The sequence below is a fragment of the Brachybacterium sp. AOP43-C2-M15 genome, from assembly GCF_052446295.1.
Classification (GTDB): domain Bacteria; phylum Actinomycetota; class Actinomycetes; order Actinomycetales; family Dermabacteraceae; genus Brachybacterium.
On sequence record NZ_JBQSWB010000003.1, the window covers coordinates 205303 to 223213 of the forward strand.

At 72.0% G+C, this 17911-nt stretch carries 14 protein-coding genes; 4 read left to right on the forward strand and 10 right to left on the reverse strand.

Translation table 11 applies throughout. From position 1 onward, the window contains the following. Positions 1-9: 9 nt before the first annotated feature. Positions 10-1014, reverse strand: a complete 1005-nt coding sequence (locus ACT3SP_RS04750; protein WP_444586092.1) for an L-idonate 5-dehydrogenase — start codon at positions 1012-1014, stop codon at positions 10-12. Beyond that, positions 1014-2537, reverse strand: a complete 1524-nt coding sequence (locus ACT3SP_RS04755; protein ID WP_444586093.1) for a mannitol dehydrogenase family protein — start codon at positions 2535-2537, stop codon at positions 1014-1016. The genes ACT3SP_RS04750 and ACT3SP_RS04755 overlap by 1 nt, the downstream gene beginning before the upstream one ends. Positions 2538-2902: 365 nt before the next feature. Between ACT3SP_RS04755 and mgtE the strand changes: the two genes are divergently transcribed. Together mgtE and ACT3SP_RS04765 are read left to right on the forward strand one after the other, a co-directional pair. After that, positions 2903-4261, forward strand: a complete 1359-nt coding sequence (gene mgtE, locus ACT3SP_RS04760; RefSeq protein WP_444586094.1) for a magnesium transporter — start codon at positions 2903-2905, stop codon at positions 4259-4261. A gap of 283 nt (positions 4262-4544) precedes the next feature. Next, positions 4545-6188 (forward strand): DUF222 domain-containing protein, encoded by a 1644-nt coding sequence (locus ACT3SP_RS04765; protein WP_444586095.1) that lies wholly within the window; start codon positions 4545-4547, stop codon positions 6186-6188. Positions 6189-6227: 39 nt separating this feature from the next. Here the strand turns inward: ACT3SP_RS04765 and ACT3SP_RS04770 are convergent, their stop codons facing one another. From ACT3SP_RS04770 to ACT3SP_RS04785, 4 genes are all read right to left on the reverse strand, one after another. Beyond that, entirely contained in the window at positions 6228-7058 is an 831-nt protein-coding gene (locus ACT3SP_RS04770) for a carbohydrate ABC transporter permease (protein ID WP_444586096.1), read from the reverse strand. Between the two features lies 1 nt (position 7059). Continuing rightward, positions 7060-8067: a carbohydrate ABC transporter permease gene (locus tag ACT3SP_RS04775; protein WP_444586097.1), complete on the reverse strand. Its 1008-nt coding sequence runs from the start codon at positions 8065-8067 to the stop codon at positions 7060-7062. Continuing rightward, entirely contained in the window at positions 8064-9380 is a 1317-nt protein-coding gene (locus ACT3SP_RS04780; RefSeq protein ID WP_444586098.1) for an extracellular solute-binding protein, read from the reverse strand. Before ACT3SP_RS04780 ends, ACT3SP_RS04775 begins: the two co-directional genes overlap by 4 nt. Before the next feature lie 287 nt (positions 9381-9667). Beyond that, complete coding sequence (locus ACT3SP_RS04785) at positions 9668-10756, reverse strand: Gfo/Idh/MocA family protein (RefSeq protein ID WP_444586099.1); 1089 nt, start codon at positions 10754-10756, stop codon at positions 9668-9670. Between the two features lie 448 nt (positions 10757-11204). On the opposite strand from ACT3SP_RS04785, the gene ACT3SP_RS04790 reads away from it, so the two are divergent. Then, positions 11205-12776 (forward strand): aspartate:alanine exchanger family transporter, encoded by a 1572-nt coding sequence (locus ACT3SP_RS04790; protein ID WP_444586100.1) that lies wholly within the window; start codon positions 11205-11207, stop codon positions 12774-12776. 25 nt (positions 12777-12801) lie between these two features. After that, entirely contained in the window at positions 12802-13482 is a 681-nt protein-coding gene (locus ACT3SP_RS04795) for a maleylpyruvate isomerase N-terminal domain-containing protein (protein WP_444586101.1), read from the forward strand. Between the two features lie 44 nt (positions 13483-13526). On the opposite strand, the gene ACT3SP_RS04800 is transcribed toward ACT3SP_RS04795, so the two are convergent. The 4 genes from ACT3SP_RS04800 to ACT3SP_RS04815 are packed head-to-tail and all read right to left on the reverse strand — an operon-like array spanning position 13527 to position 17795. Continuing rightward, complete coding sequence (locus ACT3SP_RS04800) at positions 13527-14684, reverse strand: Gfo/Idh/MocA family protein (RefSeq protein WP_444586102.1); 1158 nt, start codon at positions 14682-14684, stop codon at positions 13527-13529. Between the two features lie 44 nt (positions 14685-14728). Next, complete coding sequence (locus ACT3SP_RS04805; protein WP_444586103.1) at positions 14729-15802, reverse strand: Gfo/Idh/MocA family protein; 1074 nt, start codon at positions 15800-15802, stop codon at positions 14729-14731. Next, positions 15799-16566, reverse strand: a complete 768-nt coding sequence (locus ACT3SP_RS04810) for a ThuA domain-containing protein (RefSeq protein WP_444586104.1) — start codon at positions 16564-16566, stop codon at positions 15799-15801. The genes ACT3SP_RS04805 and ACT3SP_RS04810 overlap by 4 nt, the downstream gene beginning before the upstream one ends. Next, positions 16563-17795: a Gfo/Idh/MocA family protein gene (locus tag ACT3SP_RS04815; protein ID WP_444586105.1), complete on the reverse strand. Its 1233-nt coding sequence runs from the start codon at positions 17793-17795 to the stop codon at positions 16563-16565. Before ACT3SP_RS04815 ends, ACT3SP_RS04810 begins: the two co-directional genes overlap by 4 nt. Positions 17796-17911: the final 116 nt, after the last annotated feature.

The following is a 17911-nucleotide window of genomic DNA, read 5'->3' on the forward strand; positions in this document are numbered from 1 at the left end:
AGGGCAGGCTCAGAGCTCCAGCAGCACCTTGGCGGAGCGGGAGGCGTCCTTCGCGGTCGCGAAGGCGCTCTCGGCCTCCGCGGCGGGGATCGACTGGGTGACCACGGCGTCGAAGCGCGCATCCTCGGTGAGCAGCTCGATGGCCTCGTCGATCTCGGTGTCGAAGCGCTGGGTGCCGCGCAGCTGGACCTCCTTGGCCACCAGGGCGGCGAGGTTCACCGGGATCTCCTTGTCCGGGAGGATCGCGACCTGCACGATGATCCCGGCAGGGCGCACGGCCTGCACTGCGGAGGACAGCGAGACCGGGGCGCTCGAGCACTCGAGCACCACGTCGTAGGTGTCCTTCTCGGGGGCGTCCTCGGTCACCAGGATCGCGCGATCGGCGCCGAGGGCACGGGCGCGCTCGAGCGGCTCGGGGCGCACGTCGGTCACGTCCACCGAGGCGGCGCCGCGGTGCAGCAGCGCGGCGACCGCGAGCAGCCCGATCGGGCCCGCCCCCAGCACCAGGGCCCTCTTCCCGGTGACGTCGCCGGCGATGGTCACGGCGTGCAGCGCGACCGCGAATGGCTCGGCGAGGGCGCCGCGCTGCAGCGGCAGCGACTCGGGCAGGCGGCGCAGGTTCGCGCGGTCGATGACGATGTGCTCCGCGGCGGCACCCTGGCGGTGCGGGGTGACGCTCGCGCTGCCCAGGTAGTCCCCTCCCGGCCACAGGTGGGGGCGGTCCTCGATGTCCGGCGCGCTGGTGCCGTACCGGGCGGGGTGCACGGTGACCGGCGTGCCCGGCGCGAACTCGCCGCTCGGGTCGAGGTCCACGACGGCGGAGAGCTCGTGGCCCGGGATCAGCGGCTCGGTGATCACGAAGGCGCCGTTCGCGCCGTGGAAGTAGTAGTGCAGGTCGGAGCCGCAGATGCCGACGTACCTGATGCGCAGGCGCACCTGGTCGGGGCCGGGTTCGACCTCGGGCACGTCCTCCCAGCGGATGTCCTCGGCGGCGTGGATGGTCAGGGCCTTCATCAGGGGTTCTCCTTCAGCGACGCGGTGTGAGCCTCGGCGGCCGCGGCGCGCGGTCCCGAAGTGACGATGGTGGTGAGCAGGGCGCCGACGAGGTCGACGAAGTCGCGGTGGGCGCCGAGCTCCGCGGTGAGGCAGCCGCTCTCGAGCAGGATGCGTGCGTGCTCGGACGGGGTGGCGGCCCGGGAGGCGATCTCCTGCAGGTGCGCCTGCGCCGGATCGGTCATGGCCAGCGCCTGCTCCCCGGGGTCGAATCCCCGCGGGGGGACCACGCAGGCGAACCAGGCCGCGATCGTCAGGGCCAGCAGGGCGGGCATCCGCCCCGCCTCGAGATGGAACAGGGCGGGAGCCGGGAGGCGCTGCGGCAGGCGCATCGACCCGTCGGACCCCACCTGCCGGGTGCGATGGCCGAGGTCGTGATTGCGCCAGCGGTGGGTGAGGTCCTCGATGTACCCGGCCGTGTCGAAGCCGACCGGCAGGTCGATGGTGGGCAGGTTCTCGTCATGGATCAGCGCGAGGGCCGCCTCGGCGATCCAGTCCTGGTCGAAGGCCTGGGGCACGATGACCCGGCCGTCGAGCGCCCCGAGATAGGCGATCAGCGAGTGCGGCCCGTTGAGGATGCGCAGCTTCACCTGCTCGTACTTCTCGACCTCTGCCGCATCAGGGGTGAGGATCGCGCCGCCGCGCTCCCAGGCCGGGCGCCCCGCGGCGAAGTCGTCCTCGATCACCCACATCGAGAAGCGCTCGGTGCGCACCGGGGCGTCGTCGCGCACGCCCAGCAGCTCGGCGACCTGGTCGCTCGTCCCCGCCGTGGTGGCCGGCGCGATCCGGTCCACCATGGCGTCGGGGAAGGAGACGCTGTCGCGCACATAGGCGAGCACGTCCTCCTGCGCACCGGAGAGCTCGAGGAACTCGGTGAGCATGCGCCGGGCGGTGCGCCCCGCGGAGGCGACGTTGTCGCAGGGCAGCACCGTGAAGGGTTCCCCGTCGGCCGCGCGCTCGGTGAGGCCGCGGGCGAGCAGGCCGATCACGCTGCGCGGCGCTCGGGGGTCCTCGAGATCGGCGCGGATCGCGGGGGAGTCGACGTCCAGGCTCCCGGTGCGGGGCGAGACGGAGTAGCCGCCCTCGGAGACGGTGAGGGTCAGCAGACGGCGGGCCGGGGTCGCGATCTCTCGCACCACGGCCAGGGGATCCTCGGCCATCACGCCGAACCCGCGGTGCACGTCCACCACGTCCGCCCGGATGCCGGTGTCGGAGAGCTCGAGCAGGCTGTACAGGCCGTCCTGGCGCGCCATCGGATCGACCACCGAGCGGGAGCGGTTCGCGAAGCCGATGATCCCCCAGTCGCCCTCCTCGGCCGCGAGGGCGCGGGCGGTGTGCACGGCGCCATGGGCACGGTGGAAGGCCCCGAGGCCCAGGTGGATGATGCCGGCCCGCGCGGGATCGCGCGGGGCGGAGGCGCCCAGCAGCGGGAGCCCGCTCAGGCGTGAACGGTCGAGCGCGGGGACGGAGCCGGATGCCGGCACGTGAACCTCCTGGTCGGGCTGGTCGGGCTGGTCAGGCTGGGCGATGCGGGGGAACGGCGACGTCGGCAGGCGCCGTCGTCGGTGCGGTCCCGAGGTCGGTCGACGGCCGACCATTCCCATCGTTTTGTTATGCGGAATGCATGTTTTGCACTTCGCAACAGTCTAGCAAGGGGTCGACCGGCGCGGGGTGCCGTCCTCCGTCGGTGCCGCGAGCGGCCACCGGGTGCTGCCCCGGATGCCGGCCCGGTCCGCCGACGGCGCCGTCGTGCGATCCCACGGTCCCACGGTAAGCGGCGCGGCCCGCGACGCCGAGCGGGGGCCGCTCCTCGGGCGGGTCCGTCGGGTCCATCGGGGACAATGACCGCGTGACCTCATCCAGCGCGACCCTCGAGACCGTCCGGGCCCTGCTGCGCGCCGATCCGCAGAGCGAGGCCGAGCTCGAGCAGCTCGGCCTCGAGGCGCAGCTGCTCCCCGTCGGCGAACTCGTCTACCTGGTCGAGACCCGCCCGGCCACCGAGGCCGCTCTGCTGTTCCGGGTGCTCGACAAGGCCGAGGCCCTCGCCGTCTTCGAGGCGCTCCCGCCGCAGCACCAGGCCGAGCTGATCTCCGCCCTGCGCACCCCGCAGGTCGCCGACATCATCGGCGATCTGGACCCTGACGACCGCGCGTCGCTGTTCGACGAGCTGCCCGCCTCGGTCGCCGAGCGCCTCATGCACGGCCTCGACGCCGACGAGCGGGCGATGACCACGGCGGTCCTCGGCTATCCGCGCCACGCGATCGGGCGCTACATGTCCCCGGAGGTGCTCACGCTGCATCCCGAGCACACCGTGGGGGAGGCCCTCGCCCACGTGCGAGCCCACGCGGAGGAGCCGGAGACCATCTATCTCCTGCCCGTCGTCGACGCCTCGCGGATCCTGCTCGGCGTGATCGGGCTGCGGCGCCTGCTGGTCGCCGACGAGGACGCGCGCGTCGGCGATCTCGCCCACCTCGCGGTGCACGCCGCGGCCACCGACGACCGCGAGGACGCCGCTCGGCGCTTCTTCGCCGCCAAGCTGCTGGCGATGCCGATCGTGGACGGCGAGGGGCGGCTGGTGGGCATCGTGACCGTCGACGACGCGGTGGACATCCTCGAGCAGGAGAACACCGAGGACTCCGCTCGCACCAGCGGTTCCGAGCCGCTGCCGCGCTCCTATCTCGCCACCCCCATCCTGCGGATCGTGCGCAGCAGGATCGTCTGGCTGCTGGTGCTCGCGGTCTCGGCGATCCTCACCGTGCAGGTGCTCGAGGTCTTCGAGGACCGGCTCGACCAGGTGGTGATCCTGGCCCTGTTCATCCCGCTGCTGACGGGCACCGGCGGCAACACCGGCAATCAGGCCGCGACCACCGTGACCCGCGCGCTCGCCGTGGGGGAGGTGCGCGTGCGCGACCTGCCTCGGGTGGTGTGGCGGGAGCTGCGCGTCGGCGCGATGCTCGGCGCCGTGCTCGGCTCGCTGGGCTTCGTCGTCGCCGGGCTCGTCTACGGGATCGCGATCGGCACGGTGATGGGGCTGACGCTGCTGTCCATCTGCACCATGGCCGCGATCGTCGGCGGGCTGATGCCGCTGGTCGCGAAGAAGGTCGGCGCGGACCCTGCGGTGTTCTCCAACCCCTTCATCTCCACCTTCTGCGACGCGACCGGGCTGATCATCTACTTCACGATCGCGACGGCCGTGCTGGGGCTGTGATGAAGCCTGGGGCTGGGACTGGGGCTGGGACTGGGACTACTGCTGCGGCCGGGGTCGTCGGGAGGTGCTGAGCGCCAGGAGACGCTGCGGCCCCGGGAGCCGACGGCGCGGTGCTCGAGGTGCCGTGCTCGAGGCTCGGAACGGGCCTCGGGAGCCGGCGTCGCGGACGGACGGTTCCTCCACAGGACCTCGCCGTCCACATTCCTGCGGTTGAGGTGGTAGGACCGGTGAGCTCCTGATGGGCTGGTGGTGGATCAGGATGCCCCATCGGATGGAGACTGCCATGACCATCGCGCCGCCGCCCTCGAGCTCCTCCTCAGCGGAAGGGTCAGGGACGTCCGGGCCGGGACCGTCCTTCACGACGGAGCCCTTGGACTGCGCTGGTGCAGAGCGGCTCGGCGAACGGATCCAGCAGCAGGCCGCGCACATCGCCGAGGCGACCTGTGAGCTGCTGCTGATGGTCGCCGAGTTCGACGCCCGTGAGGGATCGGGGTGCTTCGTGGGCGTGAAGTCGACGGCGCACTGGCTGGCCTGGGCGTGCTCGATGTCGCCGGGCACCGCGCGGGAGCATGTGCGGGTCGCTCGTGCGCTCCCCGCGATGCCCCGCACGGTCGAGGAGTTCCGGGCCGGTCGCCTCTCGTACTCCAAGGTGCGCGAGATGACCCGCGTCGCCGACCGCGTGGAGGAGGAGGTCCTCGTCGACATGGCCCGCGCGATGACGGCCTCGCAGCTCGCCCGCACCCTCTCCGCCTTCCGCGCGGTCGACGGCTCACGACTGGGTCAGGAGGCGAACCGGCAGGCCCGGTGGCAGGTGCGCGAGGACGGGATGATCGAGATCCGCGCCGTGCTGCCCGCCGAGACGGGAGCCGAGGTGGTCACCGCGCTGGAGCTCGCACGGGATCGTGACGGCACCGCCCCGCCTGCTCCCGACGCCGCGGCCCATCGCGCCGCCGCTCCTGCCTCCCTCTCCGCCGCCGAGAGCGGAGCCGGTGCGGGCGCTGGGAGCGACGCCATCGCCGAGCGCTCGGCCGAGATCACCGGCGCCGCGACCCTCGAACAGCGCGGCGCCGACGCGCTCCACAACCTCGCCCGCACCTACCTCGACGCGGAGCCCGACGACCGCTCCGGCGAGGACCGCCACCTCGTGGTCGTCGAGGTCAGCGCGGAGTCCCTCCGTCGGGGCGTTCCCGCGGGAACGCCAGGCGCACCGTCAGAGCACGTTCCCGCGGGAACGTCGGACGGCGCAGCACCAGAGGGCCGAGCGGCCCCGGACGTTCCCGCGGGAACGCCGCAGCGCTGCGGCGTGCTCGACGCGGGGCCGCTCGAGGCGCGCACCGCGGAGCGTCTCGCCTGCACCGGCCAGGTCGCCCTGAAGATCACGGATGCCGGCGGCGAGATCCTGCACCTGGGCAGGTCACGGCGTCTGGCCTCCCGGGCCCAGCGCAGAGCGCTGCGCCTGCGCGACACCACCTGCACCTTTCCCGGCTGCCACCAGGCGAAGCACCTCGATGCCCACCACACCACGCCCTGGTCCGAGGGCGGCACGACCGATCTCGAGGGCCTCGCGCTGCTGTGCCGACGCCATCACGTGATGGTCCACGAGGGCGGCCTCCGGCTCGTCCGCGATCCTGCGCGCAGCTCGCCGCACCAGCCGCGCTTCCAGGTGCTCGACGGCACCGGGCGCCCCGTCCAGGCCCGGTGGCCGGCCCTGTTCGAGCACCTGCTGGTGGCCCGAGAGGAGGAGCCGTCGGTCCCCGTCGGACCCGGCGCGGACGGCGCCCGGACGGACGACGACGAGGGCCCGCCCGGCGCAGGAGCGCGCCCGACGGACCCCGCGCGGATCGCCGCGACCACCGGAGGCGAGGGCTTCTGCCTCGCGGACTGCGTGGACGCGCTGCTCCAGCACACCCTCGACCTCGCGGCCTGAGCACGGCGGCACAGCGCACCGAGCCCGGGCGCCACGGTCCTACTTGCTGAAGCCCGCGGTCAGGCCGCTGATCAGCTGTCGCCGGCCGGCGATGTACAGCACCAGGATCGGCAGTGCGGAGAGCATCACGGCGGCCAGCACGGCCGGGATGTTCACGGTGAACTCACCCTGGTACGCCCACAGCGACAGCGGCAGGACCCGCTTGTCGGAGCTCTGGGTGAGCACCAGCGGGAACAGGAACCCGTTCCACACCTGCAGGGCGTCGTAGATCCCGACGGTGACGACCGCGGGCTTGGCCAGCGGCAGCACCAGCGAGCGGAACATCTGCCAGTCGCTCGCTCCGTCGACCGTCATCGACTCGTACAGCTCCTTGGGGACGTCCCGCAGGAAGTTCGTCAGGATCAGCACGGTGATCGGGATGGCGAAGGCGATCGAGGGCAGGATCAGCGCCCACAGGGTGTCGTACAGCCCCATCTCCACGATCAGGTAGTAGACGGGGATGATCGTGGCCTGGATCGGGATCGCGATGCCCATGAGGAACAGCTTCTGGCTGAACCGCGCCAGGCGGGTGCGCGAGCGCACGATCACGTAGCTGGCCAGCAACGAGGCCGTCACCACGGCGAAGACGGTCAGCACGGTGACGAAGACGGAGTTCGCGAAGTAGCGCAGGAAGTCGTTCTCGAGCACGTACTGGAACGGCTCGAGGGTGAACTCGCTGGGCAGCGACAGCGGGTTCGAGGAGTAGTAGTCCTCGCGCGGCCGGATGCTGGTGATGACGATGTAGTAGATCGGCACCAGGATCACCAGCAGCCAGGCGAAGCCCAGCAGGCCGCCGACGACGTTGGGGGAACGGTGGGTGGTCGTGGTCATCTCAGGCGCCCTCCATCTGGCTCTCCATGCGGTCCGACCCCGAGAGCCGGTTCAGGAGCAGTGCGAGCGTCAGCCCCACCACCACCAGGATCACGGCGATCACGCTGGCCGGGCCCATCTGGTAGGAGCGGAAGCCGGTCAGGTACATGTCCAGCGGCAGGATCCGGGTGGCGTTGCCGGGCCCGCCCCCGGTGAGGATGAACACCAGGTCGAAGTAGGTCAGCGACCCCACCAGCATCAGGGTCGAGCTGGTGACGATGGTGTACTTCAGCTGCGGCAGGGTGACGTTGAAGAACTGCCGCACCCGCCCCGCCCCGTCCAGGGTCGCCGCCTCGTACATCGAGACGGGGATCTGGCGCACTCCCGCCTGGTAGAGCAGCGAGTGGAACGGCACGAACGACCACGAGATCACCATGATCACGGTGTAGAACGCGAGGTTCGGCGAGCCCAGCCAGTCCTGCCGCAGGAGGTCCGTCCCGAAGGCGCGGGACATCCCGAAGTTCGGGTCCAGCAGGGCCTTGAAGGTGATGCCCACGGCCGCCGCGGAGAACAGCAGCGGCAGGAAGTACAGCACCGAGAAGACCTCGCGGTAGCGCTGGTGGCCGGCCATGAAGGCGCCCAGCAGCAGGCTCAGCGGGAACTGCACCACGTAGCTGAGCACCGTCAGCAGCAGCGTCAGCTTCATGGCGTTCATGGTCACCGGGTTCTGGAACACCTGGAACCAGGCCGTCAGACCGGCGAACTGCGGGGTGCCCAGCCCGTCCCAGGCGAAGAAGGACAGCACCACGACGCCCAGCAGCGGCAGGAGGGCGAACACTCCGAAGAAGCTCAGCGCCGGTGCGAGCAGCCAGTTGCTCGGCGCGGTCCGCAGGCGCTTGGACGAGGACCGGCCCGGTCCGTCCGCGCGGGCGGAGGGCCCGCCCCGGCCGACGGTGTCATCGGGCCGGGGCGCGCCCCCGCCCGCCGTCGAGTCGGCGGGGGAGGAGGCAGGGGACTGCGCTGGGGTCATGAGTCGAGCGTCGCGTTCATGTTCGTGACGAACTCGTCGGGCTCGATCTCCTTCAGGAAGATGCGCGAGAGATTGGTCAGCAGCTCCTGCGCCGGTGCCGGGGCCAGCGCCTGGTCCCAGGACAGCTGGAAGTGCGGCGCGCTGAGGACCATGTCGTAGGCGAAGGAGAGGAAGTCCTCGTCGTCCAGCCCGGTGAACTTGTCCTCGAGCCCCTCGACGGCCGGGATCGCGCCCATCTCCAGGAAGCTGTCGACCATCTCCTCGTTGAGGTTGTACTCGTTGAGGTACTTGATGGCCAGCTCCTGGATCTCCTCGTCGGCGTCCGCCGAGATCGACCAGTAGTTGGCGGGGTTGCCGACCACGTTGGCCGGATCGCCCTCGCCGCCGTCGGCCGCGGGGAAGTTCAGGAAGCCCAGGTTGCCCTCTGCGACGAAGTCCGGGGCGTCCTGCTTGAAGGTGCCGTAGACCCAGCTGCCCTGCAGCAGCATCGCGGCCTGGCCGGTGTGGACGAGGGCGGCGTCCGCGCCCGCGTCGGCGCTCACGGAGCCGAACCCGGAGCCGAAGGCCCCGGCGTCGATCAGCTCGACGATCGACTCCAGGGCGGAGGTGATGGCGGGATCGGACCAGGCGTCGGCCTCGCCGTCCACGACCTTCTGGAACACACCCTCTCCGCCGATGCGGTCGGTGAGGTACTGGATGTACATCAGCTCGGGCCACACGCTCTGCCCGGCCAGGGAGATCGGGGTGATGCCGGCCTCGGAGAACGTCTCGACCGCGGTCAACAGCTCGTCCCAGGTGGTGGGCGGGGTGACCGAGTGCTCCTCGAACAGGGCGGTGTTGTAGTAGAGGATCACCGGCTGGGTGTCGTTGTTCGGGACCCCGTACTGGGCGCCGTCGATCTCGCCGATCGCGCCGATCGACTCGATGCTGCGCCCGAGGATGTCGTCGACCTTGCCGGTGAGGTCCACGACGGCGTCGCTGGCCACGTAGTCGGCAAGGGTGCCGCCGGCCCAGTTGAACACCAGGGTGGGGGCGTTCCCGGAGCCGATCGAGGTGCGGATCTTCTCCTTGTAGGAGTCGTTCGCGAAGAACTCGACGGCGAAGGGGTTGTCGGGGTTGTCCTCGTCCCAGGAGTCGAAGGACTCCTGGTAGGTGTCCTGCTTCGCGCCGGTGAGGGCCCAGACGGACAGGCTCGAGGACGAGCCGGCGCCGCCGGTGGGCTGCGCTCCGCCTCCGCAGGCGCTGAGCGCGGCGAGGGTGGGGATCGACAGGCCGAGGCCGGCGAGGGTCGTGCGGCGAGTGGGTTGCATCATTGCTGCCTCCATGGTCACGGTCCGACACTTGGCCGAAATCTTTCGGAAACTACCGTCGGTGCACGTAAGTTAATCCCTCTGACTAGCCGGGGTCAAGGCGGCCGGGACTCAGTGGGGTCACGATCCGTCGACGCGCAGGTCGGAGCCGACGAAGGGCCCGACGAGAGCACGGCTCGTCGGGCCCTTCGGGAGGTGCGGAGATTTTCGGGTGGAGCTCTTCGGGTGGAGGTCTGCAGGTGGAGGTCTGCGGGCGGGGGCTCTGGGGCGGGGCTGGCGAGGAGCGGCGCTCAGCCCGCCCGCCCGGTGAGCTCCCGGGCCTGCTCCTGAGCCCTGAGGGCCAGCTCCACGGCCTTGAACGCGTGCTCCTGGGTCATGGCGTTCTCGGTCCGGTGCAGCACGTCGAGGATGAGGTCGCCGAAGAAGGGGTAGCCCACCTTGCCGTCGGCCTCGAGGCGGTGCTCGCCCTCGCCGTCCACCAGGATCACCTGGTTGGGGCCGTTGTCCGTGGTGACGTCGATGTACTTGCGCAGTTCGAGGTAGCCCTCGGTGCCCACCACGAAGGTGCGGCCGTCGCCCCAGGTGCGCAGACCCGCGGGGGTGAACCAGTCCACCCTGACGAAGCCGGTGGCGCCGGAGGACAGCGCGATGTGGGCGTCGCCGTAGTCGTCGAGCTCGGGGTGCTCGGGGTTGCCGAAGTTGCCGATCGAGGAGGAGAGGATCTCCGCGTCGTCGGAGCCGGTGAAGGTGAGCATCTGCTCGAAGTTGTGCGAGCCGATGTCGGTGAGGATGCCCCCGTAGCGGGCGCGCTCGAAGAACCAGTCCGGGCGGGTCGAGGGGTCGCCGATCCGGTGCGGGCCCATCCCCTGGACCTGGATGACCTTCCCGATCGCGCCCTGCTCGATGAGCTGTGTGGCGAGCACCGCGGCCTCGACGTGGATCCGCTCGGAGTAGTACACCGCGTACTTCCGGCCGGTGCGCTCCACCGCGGCCTTCGCCTCGGCCAGCTGGTCCAGGGTGGTCAGCGGGGTCTTGTCGGTGAAGTAGTCCTTGCCGGCCTCCATCACCCGGATCCCGAGCGCGGCGCGGTCGGCGGGCACGCCGGCCGCGGCGACCAGCAGCACCTCCTCGTCGGCGAGGATCTCCTCCTCGCTGCTCGCGATCCGAACCTCCGGGAACTTCTCCTGGAAGGCGGCGGCGCGCTCGGGCTGGGGGTCGTAGACCCACTTCAGGGTGCCGCCCGCGCCGATCAGGCCCTGCGTCATGCCACCGATGTGGCCGTGGTCGAGATGCATGGCGGCGAAGACGAACTCGCCGGTCTCGACGACCGGCTTCGGCATCGCGGCGGGGGCGTAGTCGGCTCCTTCGGAGGCGGCCATGGGGGTCCTTTCGATCGGGGGCGCGGCGCGCCGGCAACGGTCCTGCTCCGGGTCCGGCACTCCCGCCCGTCGTTCGCGGACGACGGGGCGCGTCGTCGCGAGGAGGGGGACGGGGCACGGGGCACGAGGCACAGGACGCCGCAGGGTGGCTGAAGAACCAGTGTCCTGCATCACGTCGGTCGCTGAGGCGAGGTGCCGGATGTTGCCAGTGCCCCAGTGCCCCAGTGCCCCAGTGCCCCAGTGCCCCAGTGCCCCAGTGCCCCAGTGCCCCAGTGCCCCAGTGCCCCCGCATCCCGCGCGGGCGCTCGGCATCCGACGGCGTGACCTCGGACAACCCCGCCCCAGGGCGCGCCCGTCGGCCGTAGCCTGGGAGCACACGCCACATTGCGGTGCCCGCGTCCAGCGCGCACCCGCCCGGTGGCCGCCCGCGGGCACGGGAAGGATCTCCGTGATCGACCTCCTCGAGGGCAGCCCGCTGCTCACGCTGTTCCTGGTCGTCGCGACCGGCGCGGTGCTGGGCGCGATCCCCTTCGGGCGCGTCCGTTTCGGTGCCGCCGGGGCGCTGTTCACGGGCCTGGCCCTCTCGGCGATCGCCCCGCACCTGGGTGCCGGGATGGAGATCGTGCAGTCGCTGGGACTGGCGTTGTTCGTCTACACCGTCGGCATCTCCGCCGGCGCCGCCTTCTTCGGCTCGCTGAACCGCCAGCTGCCGCTGCTGGCCGCCGCCACCCTCAGCACCGTCCTCGCGGCGATCGCCACCATCGTCCTCGGGCACGCGCTGGGTCTCGCGCAGGACCTCACGCTGGGGCTGTTCACCGGCGCGCTCACCGCCGCCCCCGCCCTCGACGCCGCGGACCGCCTCACCGGGACCTCCGCCCCCTCGGTCGGCTACGCCTTCGGCTACCCGATCGGCGTGATCGTGGGGATCGTGCTGGTCTCGACCGTGGTCACCCGGAACTGGCCCGGCCGCAAGGACACCCCGGCGCTGGCCGGGAGGAGCCTGCAGTCCTCGACGGTGCTCGTGCAGCATCCGGTGAACCTGCGCGACGTCCCCCAGTGGCACGAGCAGCAGGTGCGCTTCTCCTACCTGCGCCGCGACGGCAGGGTGCGCGTGATCGTGCCGGGGGAGGACCTGCTGGCCGGGGACGAGGTGGTCGCCGTCGGCATGCCCGCCGCGGTCGAGGCGGTCACCGAGGTGCTGGGCGAGCGCAGCGACCGGCACGTGGCCCACGACCGCTCCCTGGTGGAGTTCACCCGCCTCACGGTCTCCAACCCGGACCTCGCCTCCTGCTCGATCGCCGAGCTGAACCTGCCCGTGCGCTTCGGCGCGGTCGTCACCCGGGTGCGCCGCGGCGATCTCGAGCTGCTCGCCCGGGACGACCTCGTGCTCGAGCCGGGTGACCGGATCGCCGTGGTCGTGGACCGCCGCCAGCTGGACGCCGTGCACACCTTCCTCGGAGACTCGGACCGCAAGGCCAGCGAGCTCGACGTCCTCTCCCTCGGACTCGGCCTCGTGCTCGGCTTCGCCCTGGGACTGGTCACCCTGCCGATGCCCGGGGGAGGCAGCTTCTCGCTCGGCCCGGCCGCCGGTCCGCTCCTGGTGGGCATGGTGCTCGGCGCGCTGCGTCGCACCGGCCCCGTGGTGTGGGCCCTGCCCGGAAGCGCCAACACCACCCTGCGCCAGCTGGGCCTGCTGCTCTTCCTCGCCGGGCTGGGCCTCACCGCCGGCCCGGAGGTCGCCTCGGTGCTCAGCTCGCCCACGGCCTGGCGCGCGGCCCTTCTCTCCGCGGTCGTCGCGGCGCTCAGCTGCGCGGCGATGCTGGTGGCGGCCCGCTGGATCCTGGACCTCTCCGCCCCGCGGGCGGCGGGTGCGGTGGCCGGGTTCCTCGGTCAGCCCGCGGTGCTCGACGCCGCCAACTCCAAGCGGGCCGACGAGCGCATCGAGACCGCCTACGCGACGCTCTTCGCCTTCACCATCGTGGTGAAGATCGTGCTGGTCCCGGTGATCTGGAACCTCTGACGGCCGGCATTGCTACCGTCCGGGGATGGATCTGTTCACCCTGACCTGGTCGGCGCTGCGCCGGGCGGTCCACGCCCTGCCCGAGGACGCCTTCGCCGCGCCGTCGGGATGCCGCGGCTGGCTGGTGCGCGACCTGGTGGGACACCTCGTGATCGACGCGCAGGACGTGCTGATCACCCTCGCCACCCCCGCGGACTCCGCCCCCACCGCCGATGCGCTGAGCTTCTGGACGCCGACGGCGACGCCTCCGGACGGCACGCACCCGCTCGAGAGGCTCACCGTCCGGCTCGCCGCGGCGTACGAGGAGCCCGATCTGCTGCGCGATCACCTCGAGGACCTCGGTGCGGCGGCCGAGAGGGCCGCGCGGCTCGCCCACCCGGACCTGCCGGTCTCCACCCAGGGGAAGGTGCTCACGGTGCGCGACTACCTCGGCGCCCACGTGCTCGAGTGGACCCTGCACCACCTGGACCTGCTCGCCCCTCTGTCCCGGGAACGGTCGGGCGCCGTGGAGGCGCCGCCTGCCGAGGGCCTCGCCGCCGCGCGCACGATGGTCGAGCGGCGGCTGCGGGTCCGGCTGCCGGAGGGCTGGGCCGACGCGGACGCGCTGCGGATCGCCACCGGGCGTCGCGCGGCCTCACCCGCGCAGAGGGCCGCGCTCGAGGAGCTCGGCCCGCGCGGCGCGATGCTGCCGCTGTCCTTCGGCTGAGCACTGCGGCCCGTCACTGCAGGCCCGTCACCGCAGGCACTGCGTCACCTGCTCGACGGGCCCAGGTCGATGTCGCCGTCCTGGGAGGCGACCGAGGCCGTCTTCTCGAAGAAGTGCGGAGCTCGCTCGACGAGGGTCCCCGAGCGGTACCAGGGATCGTCGGGAGCGATCGGCAGATCGATGGTGCGACGTTCGATCGCCGCCGCGTAGATCGCCGTGACCAGCTCGATCGCGCGCTTTCCCGCCTCGCCGTCGATCATCGGGGCGCGCCCGTCGCGGAGCGCCGCGATCACGTCGCCCACCTGCCCGGCATGGCCGGTGTGCGCGAGCGGCTCCTGGGCGGAAGCGAGAGCCTCGAGGTCCGCCACCAGCTCCGCGTCCCCGCCGTCGGCGGGGAAGCCGTTGGGGCGAGCGGTGTCGGCGACGGCCGCCCAGGGCTGGGAGATCCGCGCGCGCTCTCCCTGGAGCACGATCTCCTGCTGCTCGCCGTGGTGGACGACGGAGCTGGTGAGCTCCGCCAGACCGCGCTCGTACTGCAGGATCGCGACGGACAGGTCCTCGACCTCGGCGTTGTCGTGGGCGGCGTTGGTCATCATCGCCGCCACCGCCAGCGGCCTGCCCAGCAGCCACAGCGCGAGGTCGAGGTGGTGGATCGCGTGGTTCAGGGTGGGGCCGCCGCCCTCGGAGTCCCAGGTCCCGCGCCACCAGAGGTCGTAGTAGGCGCGGCCGCGCCACCACTCCGAGGCGATGCGGGCGTGGGCCACGCGACCGATCCGTCCGCTGTCGAGCACGGCCTTCAGCCGGGCCATGTCGTCGCGGAACCGGTTCTGCGCGACCACCGAGAGCAGTCGCCCGGAGCGCCGCTGCGCCTCGAGCATGCGATCGCACTCCTCGAGAGAGGGCGCCATCGGCTTCTCGACGATGACGTCCACCCCGGCCTCGAGCGCCAGGACCGTCAGCTCGCAGTGCGTGCCCGGGGGCGTGGCGATCGAGACCAGGTCGAGGTCCTCGGCGGCGAGCATCGCCGCCGCGTCGTCGTGGACCGACGCGGCGGCGAGACCGTGGGCGGTGCGCACGGCCCCGGCCTTGGCGGGGTCGAGGTCCGTGAGCGCCACGATCCTCACCTCCTCGGGGAACGCGAGGTAGGCGGCGAGATGCGCGTGGGAGATGTTCCCGGTGCCGATGATGCCGACGGAGAGCATGGGGTGGGCTCCTGACTGGGAGGAGGTGAGGCGGCGGATGGTCGTCAGCCTGCGCGGACGGCGGGCTCCACGGCGTCCGGACGTTCGCAGGTGCTCGCGATCTCGACCCGCACGCCCGAGTGCGCGGACTCCAGCACCGAGTTCATCACCTCGAGCACGTGCTGGCCGAGCTCGCCGGAGGCCCGCAGGTCCGCACCGCGCACGGCCATGTCCTGCAGGCCGATGCCGCGCCCGCCTCCGGGGTGACCGCCGGTCACGGGCAGCGTCTCCCATCCCTCGCCGCCCAGTCGGTGCACCTCGACGTCCCCGTCGAAGTGGTTCGGGTCCGGGACCGCGAGGGTGCCGCCGGTGCCGTGGATCTCGATCGGGTGCGCCGAGGTCGCGACCGCGTCGAAGCTCATCACGAGCGTCGAGAGCACCCCGGAGTCGTGCACCAGGACGCCGGTGACGTGGGTGTCCGTGGAGACCGGGATGGTCTCGCCCTCGCGCGGCCCGGAGCCGATGGTGCGCTCGCCGCGCAGCCGGCTGCCCGCCCCGATCACCGCGGAGACCGGTCCCAGCAGGGTGACCAGCGCATGGATGTAGTACGGCCCCATGTCCAGCAGCGGGCCGCCGCCGGGGACGTAGTAGAAGTCCGGCTGCGGATGCCAGCGCTCGTGGCCGGGGCAGACCATCGTGGCCATCGCCGCGATGGGGGAGCCGATCACCCCGTCGTCGATCGCGGCCCGTGCCGTCTGGGTGCCGGTGCCGAGCACCGTGTCCGGTGCGGAGCCGACCAGCACCCCGGCCTCCGCGGCGGCGGCGAGGACCTGCGCGCCCTCCTCGGTGGTCACGGCGAACGGCTTCTCCGAGTACACGTTCTTCCCGGCCGCGATGGCCCGCAGGTCCACCTCGGCATGCGCGGCGGGGATGGTGAGGTTCAGGACGGTGTCCACCTCGGGATCCGCGATGAGCTCGTCGACCGTGAGCACGCGCACCCCCGCGAGCCCGTCGGCGGCGGCCTCGGCCCGGGCGCGGTCCAGGTCCGCGACCGCGACCAGCTGCACGTCCGGCAGCGACGGGAGGCTGGCGAGGTACTGGCGCGAGATGACCCCGCAGCCGATCATGCCGAGCTTCATCGGGTTGCCTCCTGCGCGGTCCTCGCGCCCGCGCCGCCGTGCTCACCGTAGGGCTGCTCGCTGCCGCGGGCGGCCCACAGCAGGCCCCGCTCGATCACGGTGCGGACGTTGGGGTCCTCGAGCACCTCGACCCGGTGCCCGGGGGTGGACACGAAGATCCGTCCCTGCCCCCACTGCCGGGTCCAGATCGCCGGGGAGGTGATCTCGCGATGCCAGGGGTCCCACTCGCGCACCTTCTGGGTGGTGGTCGCGAGCACGTCGACGTAGTCGTCGCTGAGCACCCAGTACTGCTCGGTGACCAGGTCGAAGTCGCTGATGCCGGCGGTGATCGGATGCTCCGCGGCCGCGGGCAGCATGGTCACCGTGTAGGGCACGTAGTTGTCGGACTGCTCGCCGATGCGCTCGTCCGGGTGCTTGCCCGGATGGCAGCCGAACTGGCCGCCGATCAGGGTGAGGTAGTCGGACTCGTTGCGGTAGGAGTCGGCGATGCCGCCGTGCCAGCCGGCCAGGCCCGTGCCTGCCTCGACGGCGGCGCGCAGCCCCTCGAACTGGGGCCGCTCGATGGTGTTCATGGTGTTGCACTGGACGATGAGGTCGACGCCGGCCATGTACTCGGCGTCGGCGTAGATCGCGGGGGAGTCCTCGATCCGCACCGAGAAGCCGTTCTCCTCGAGGAAGGGGATGAACAGGTCGGTGGCCTCGACGGGCTGGTGGCCGTCCCAGCCGCCGCGGACGACGAGGGCGGTGCGGGGGGTGGTGGTCATCGGGCGGTCTCCTCGGTGGTGGGGGTCTGGGGGCCGACGGCGGTCCAGCGGCCGGCGTCGGCGTCGCTCGCCTCGACGGCGGCGAGGACGCGCTGGACGTGCAGCGCCTCCTCGAAGGACGGCGACGGGTCGGAGTCCTCGCCGATCGCGGTCACCAGGTCGGCGATCTGGTGGGTGAAGGTGTGCTCGTAGCCCAGGCCGTGCCCGGTGGGCCACCAGTTCCCGGCGTAGGGGTGCTCGGGCTCGGTGGTCAGCACTCGGGTGAATCCCTGCCGGCCGGCGTCGGCCGTGGCGTCGTAGATCTCGAGCTCGTTCATGCGCTCGAAGTCGAAGGCGATCGATCCCGCGGAGCCGTTGATCTCCACACGCATCGCGTTCTTGCGGCCCTGCGCCATGCGGGTGGCCTCGAAGGAGCCCAGCACGCCGGAGTCGAAGCGGGCGGTGAACAGGGCGACGTCGTCGACGGTCACGTCCTGGCGCTCGCCGGAGGTGTCCCCCTTCCCTCCGAGGCCCTGGGCGGTACCGGCGGCCGGACGGGTGGGGACGACGGTGGCGAGGGTGCCCGAGACCGCCTCGACGTCCTGCCCGGAGATCCACTGGGTGAGGTCGATGACGTGGGCGCCGATGTCCCCGAGCGCTCCGGAGCCGGCGAGGTCCTTGTCCAGGCGCCAGGTCATCGGGGCATCGGCGTCGGAGAGCCAGTCCTGCAGGTACTGGGCGCGGATCTGGCGGATCTCGCCCACGAAGCCCTCCGCGACCAGCCGGCGCGCGTAGGCGAGGGCCGGGGTGCGGCGGTAGCTGAACCCGCACATGGACAGGACCCGTCGCGGGTGCTCCGTCCGTGCCGCGGCGGCCGCCTCCGCCATGCGCTCGGAGTCCTCGACGGAGTTCGCGAGCGGCTTCTCGCACAGCACGTGCTTGCCGGCGGCGAGGGCGGCCAGGGCGATCTCGACGTGCGTGTCCCCGGGGGTGCAGATGTCGATCACGTCGATCTCGGGATCCTCGACGAGGTCCTGCCAGCGGGTGGTGTGCGCGGCGAAGCCGTAGCGCTCGGCCGCGTCGGCCACTGCGCTCTCGGTGCGCCCGGCCAGGGTGCGCAGCTCGGGCAGGAGCGGCAGGTCGAAGAAGCGATGCGCGGTGCGCCAGGCATGGGAATGGGCGGCTCCCATGAAGCCGTAGCCGACCATGCCGACGCGCAGGGCGTCGACGGTTCGGTGCGTCGTGGTCATCGTGAAGCACTGCTCCTGAGTGAAAGTTTCGGACGGGACGTGAGTCGAGGTCGCACGGTGTCGACTGCTCGGGCCGGGTCGCGGCACGGGAGCGGAGGGTACCCCTGACCAGGAGA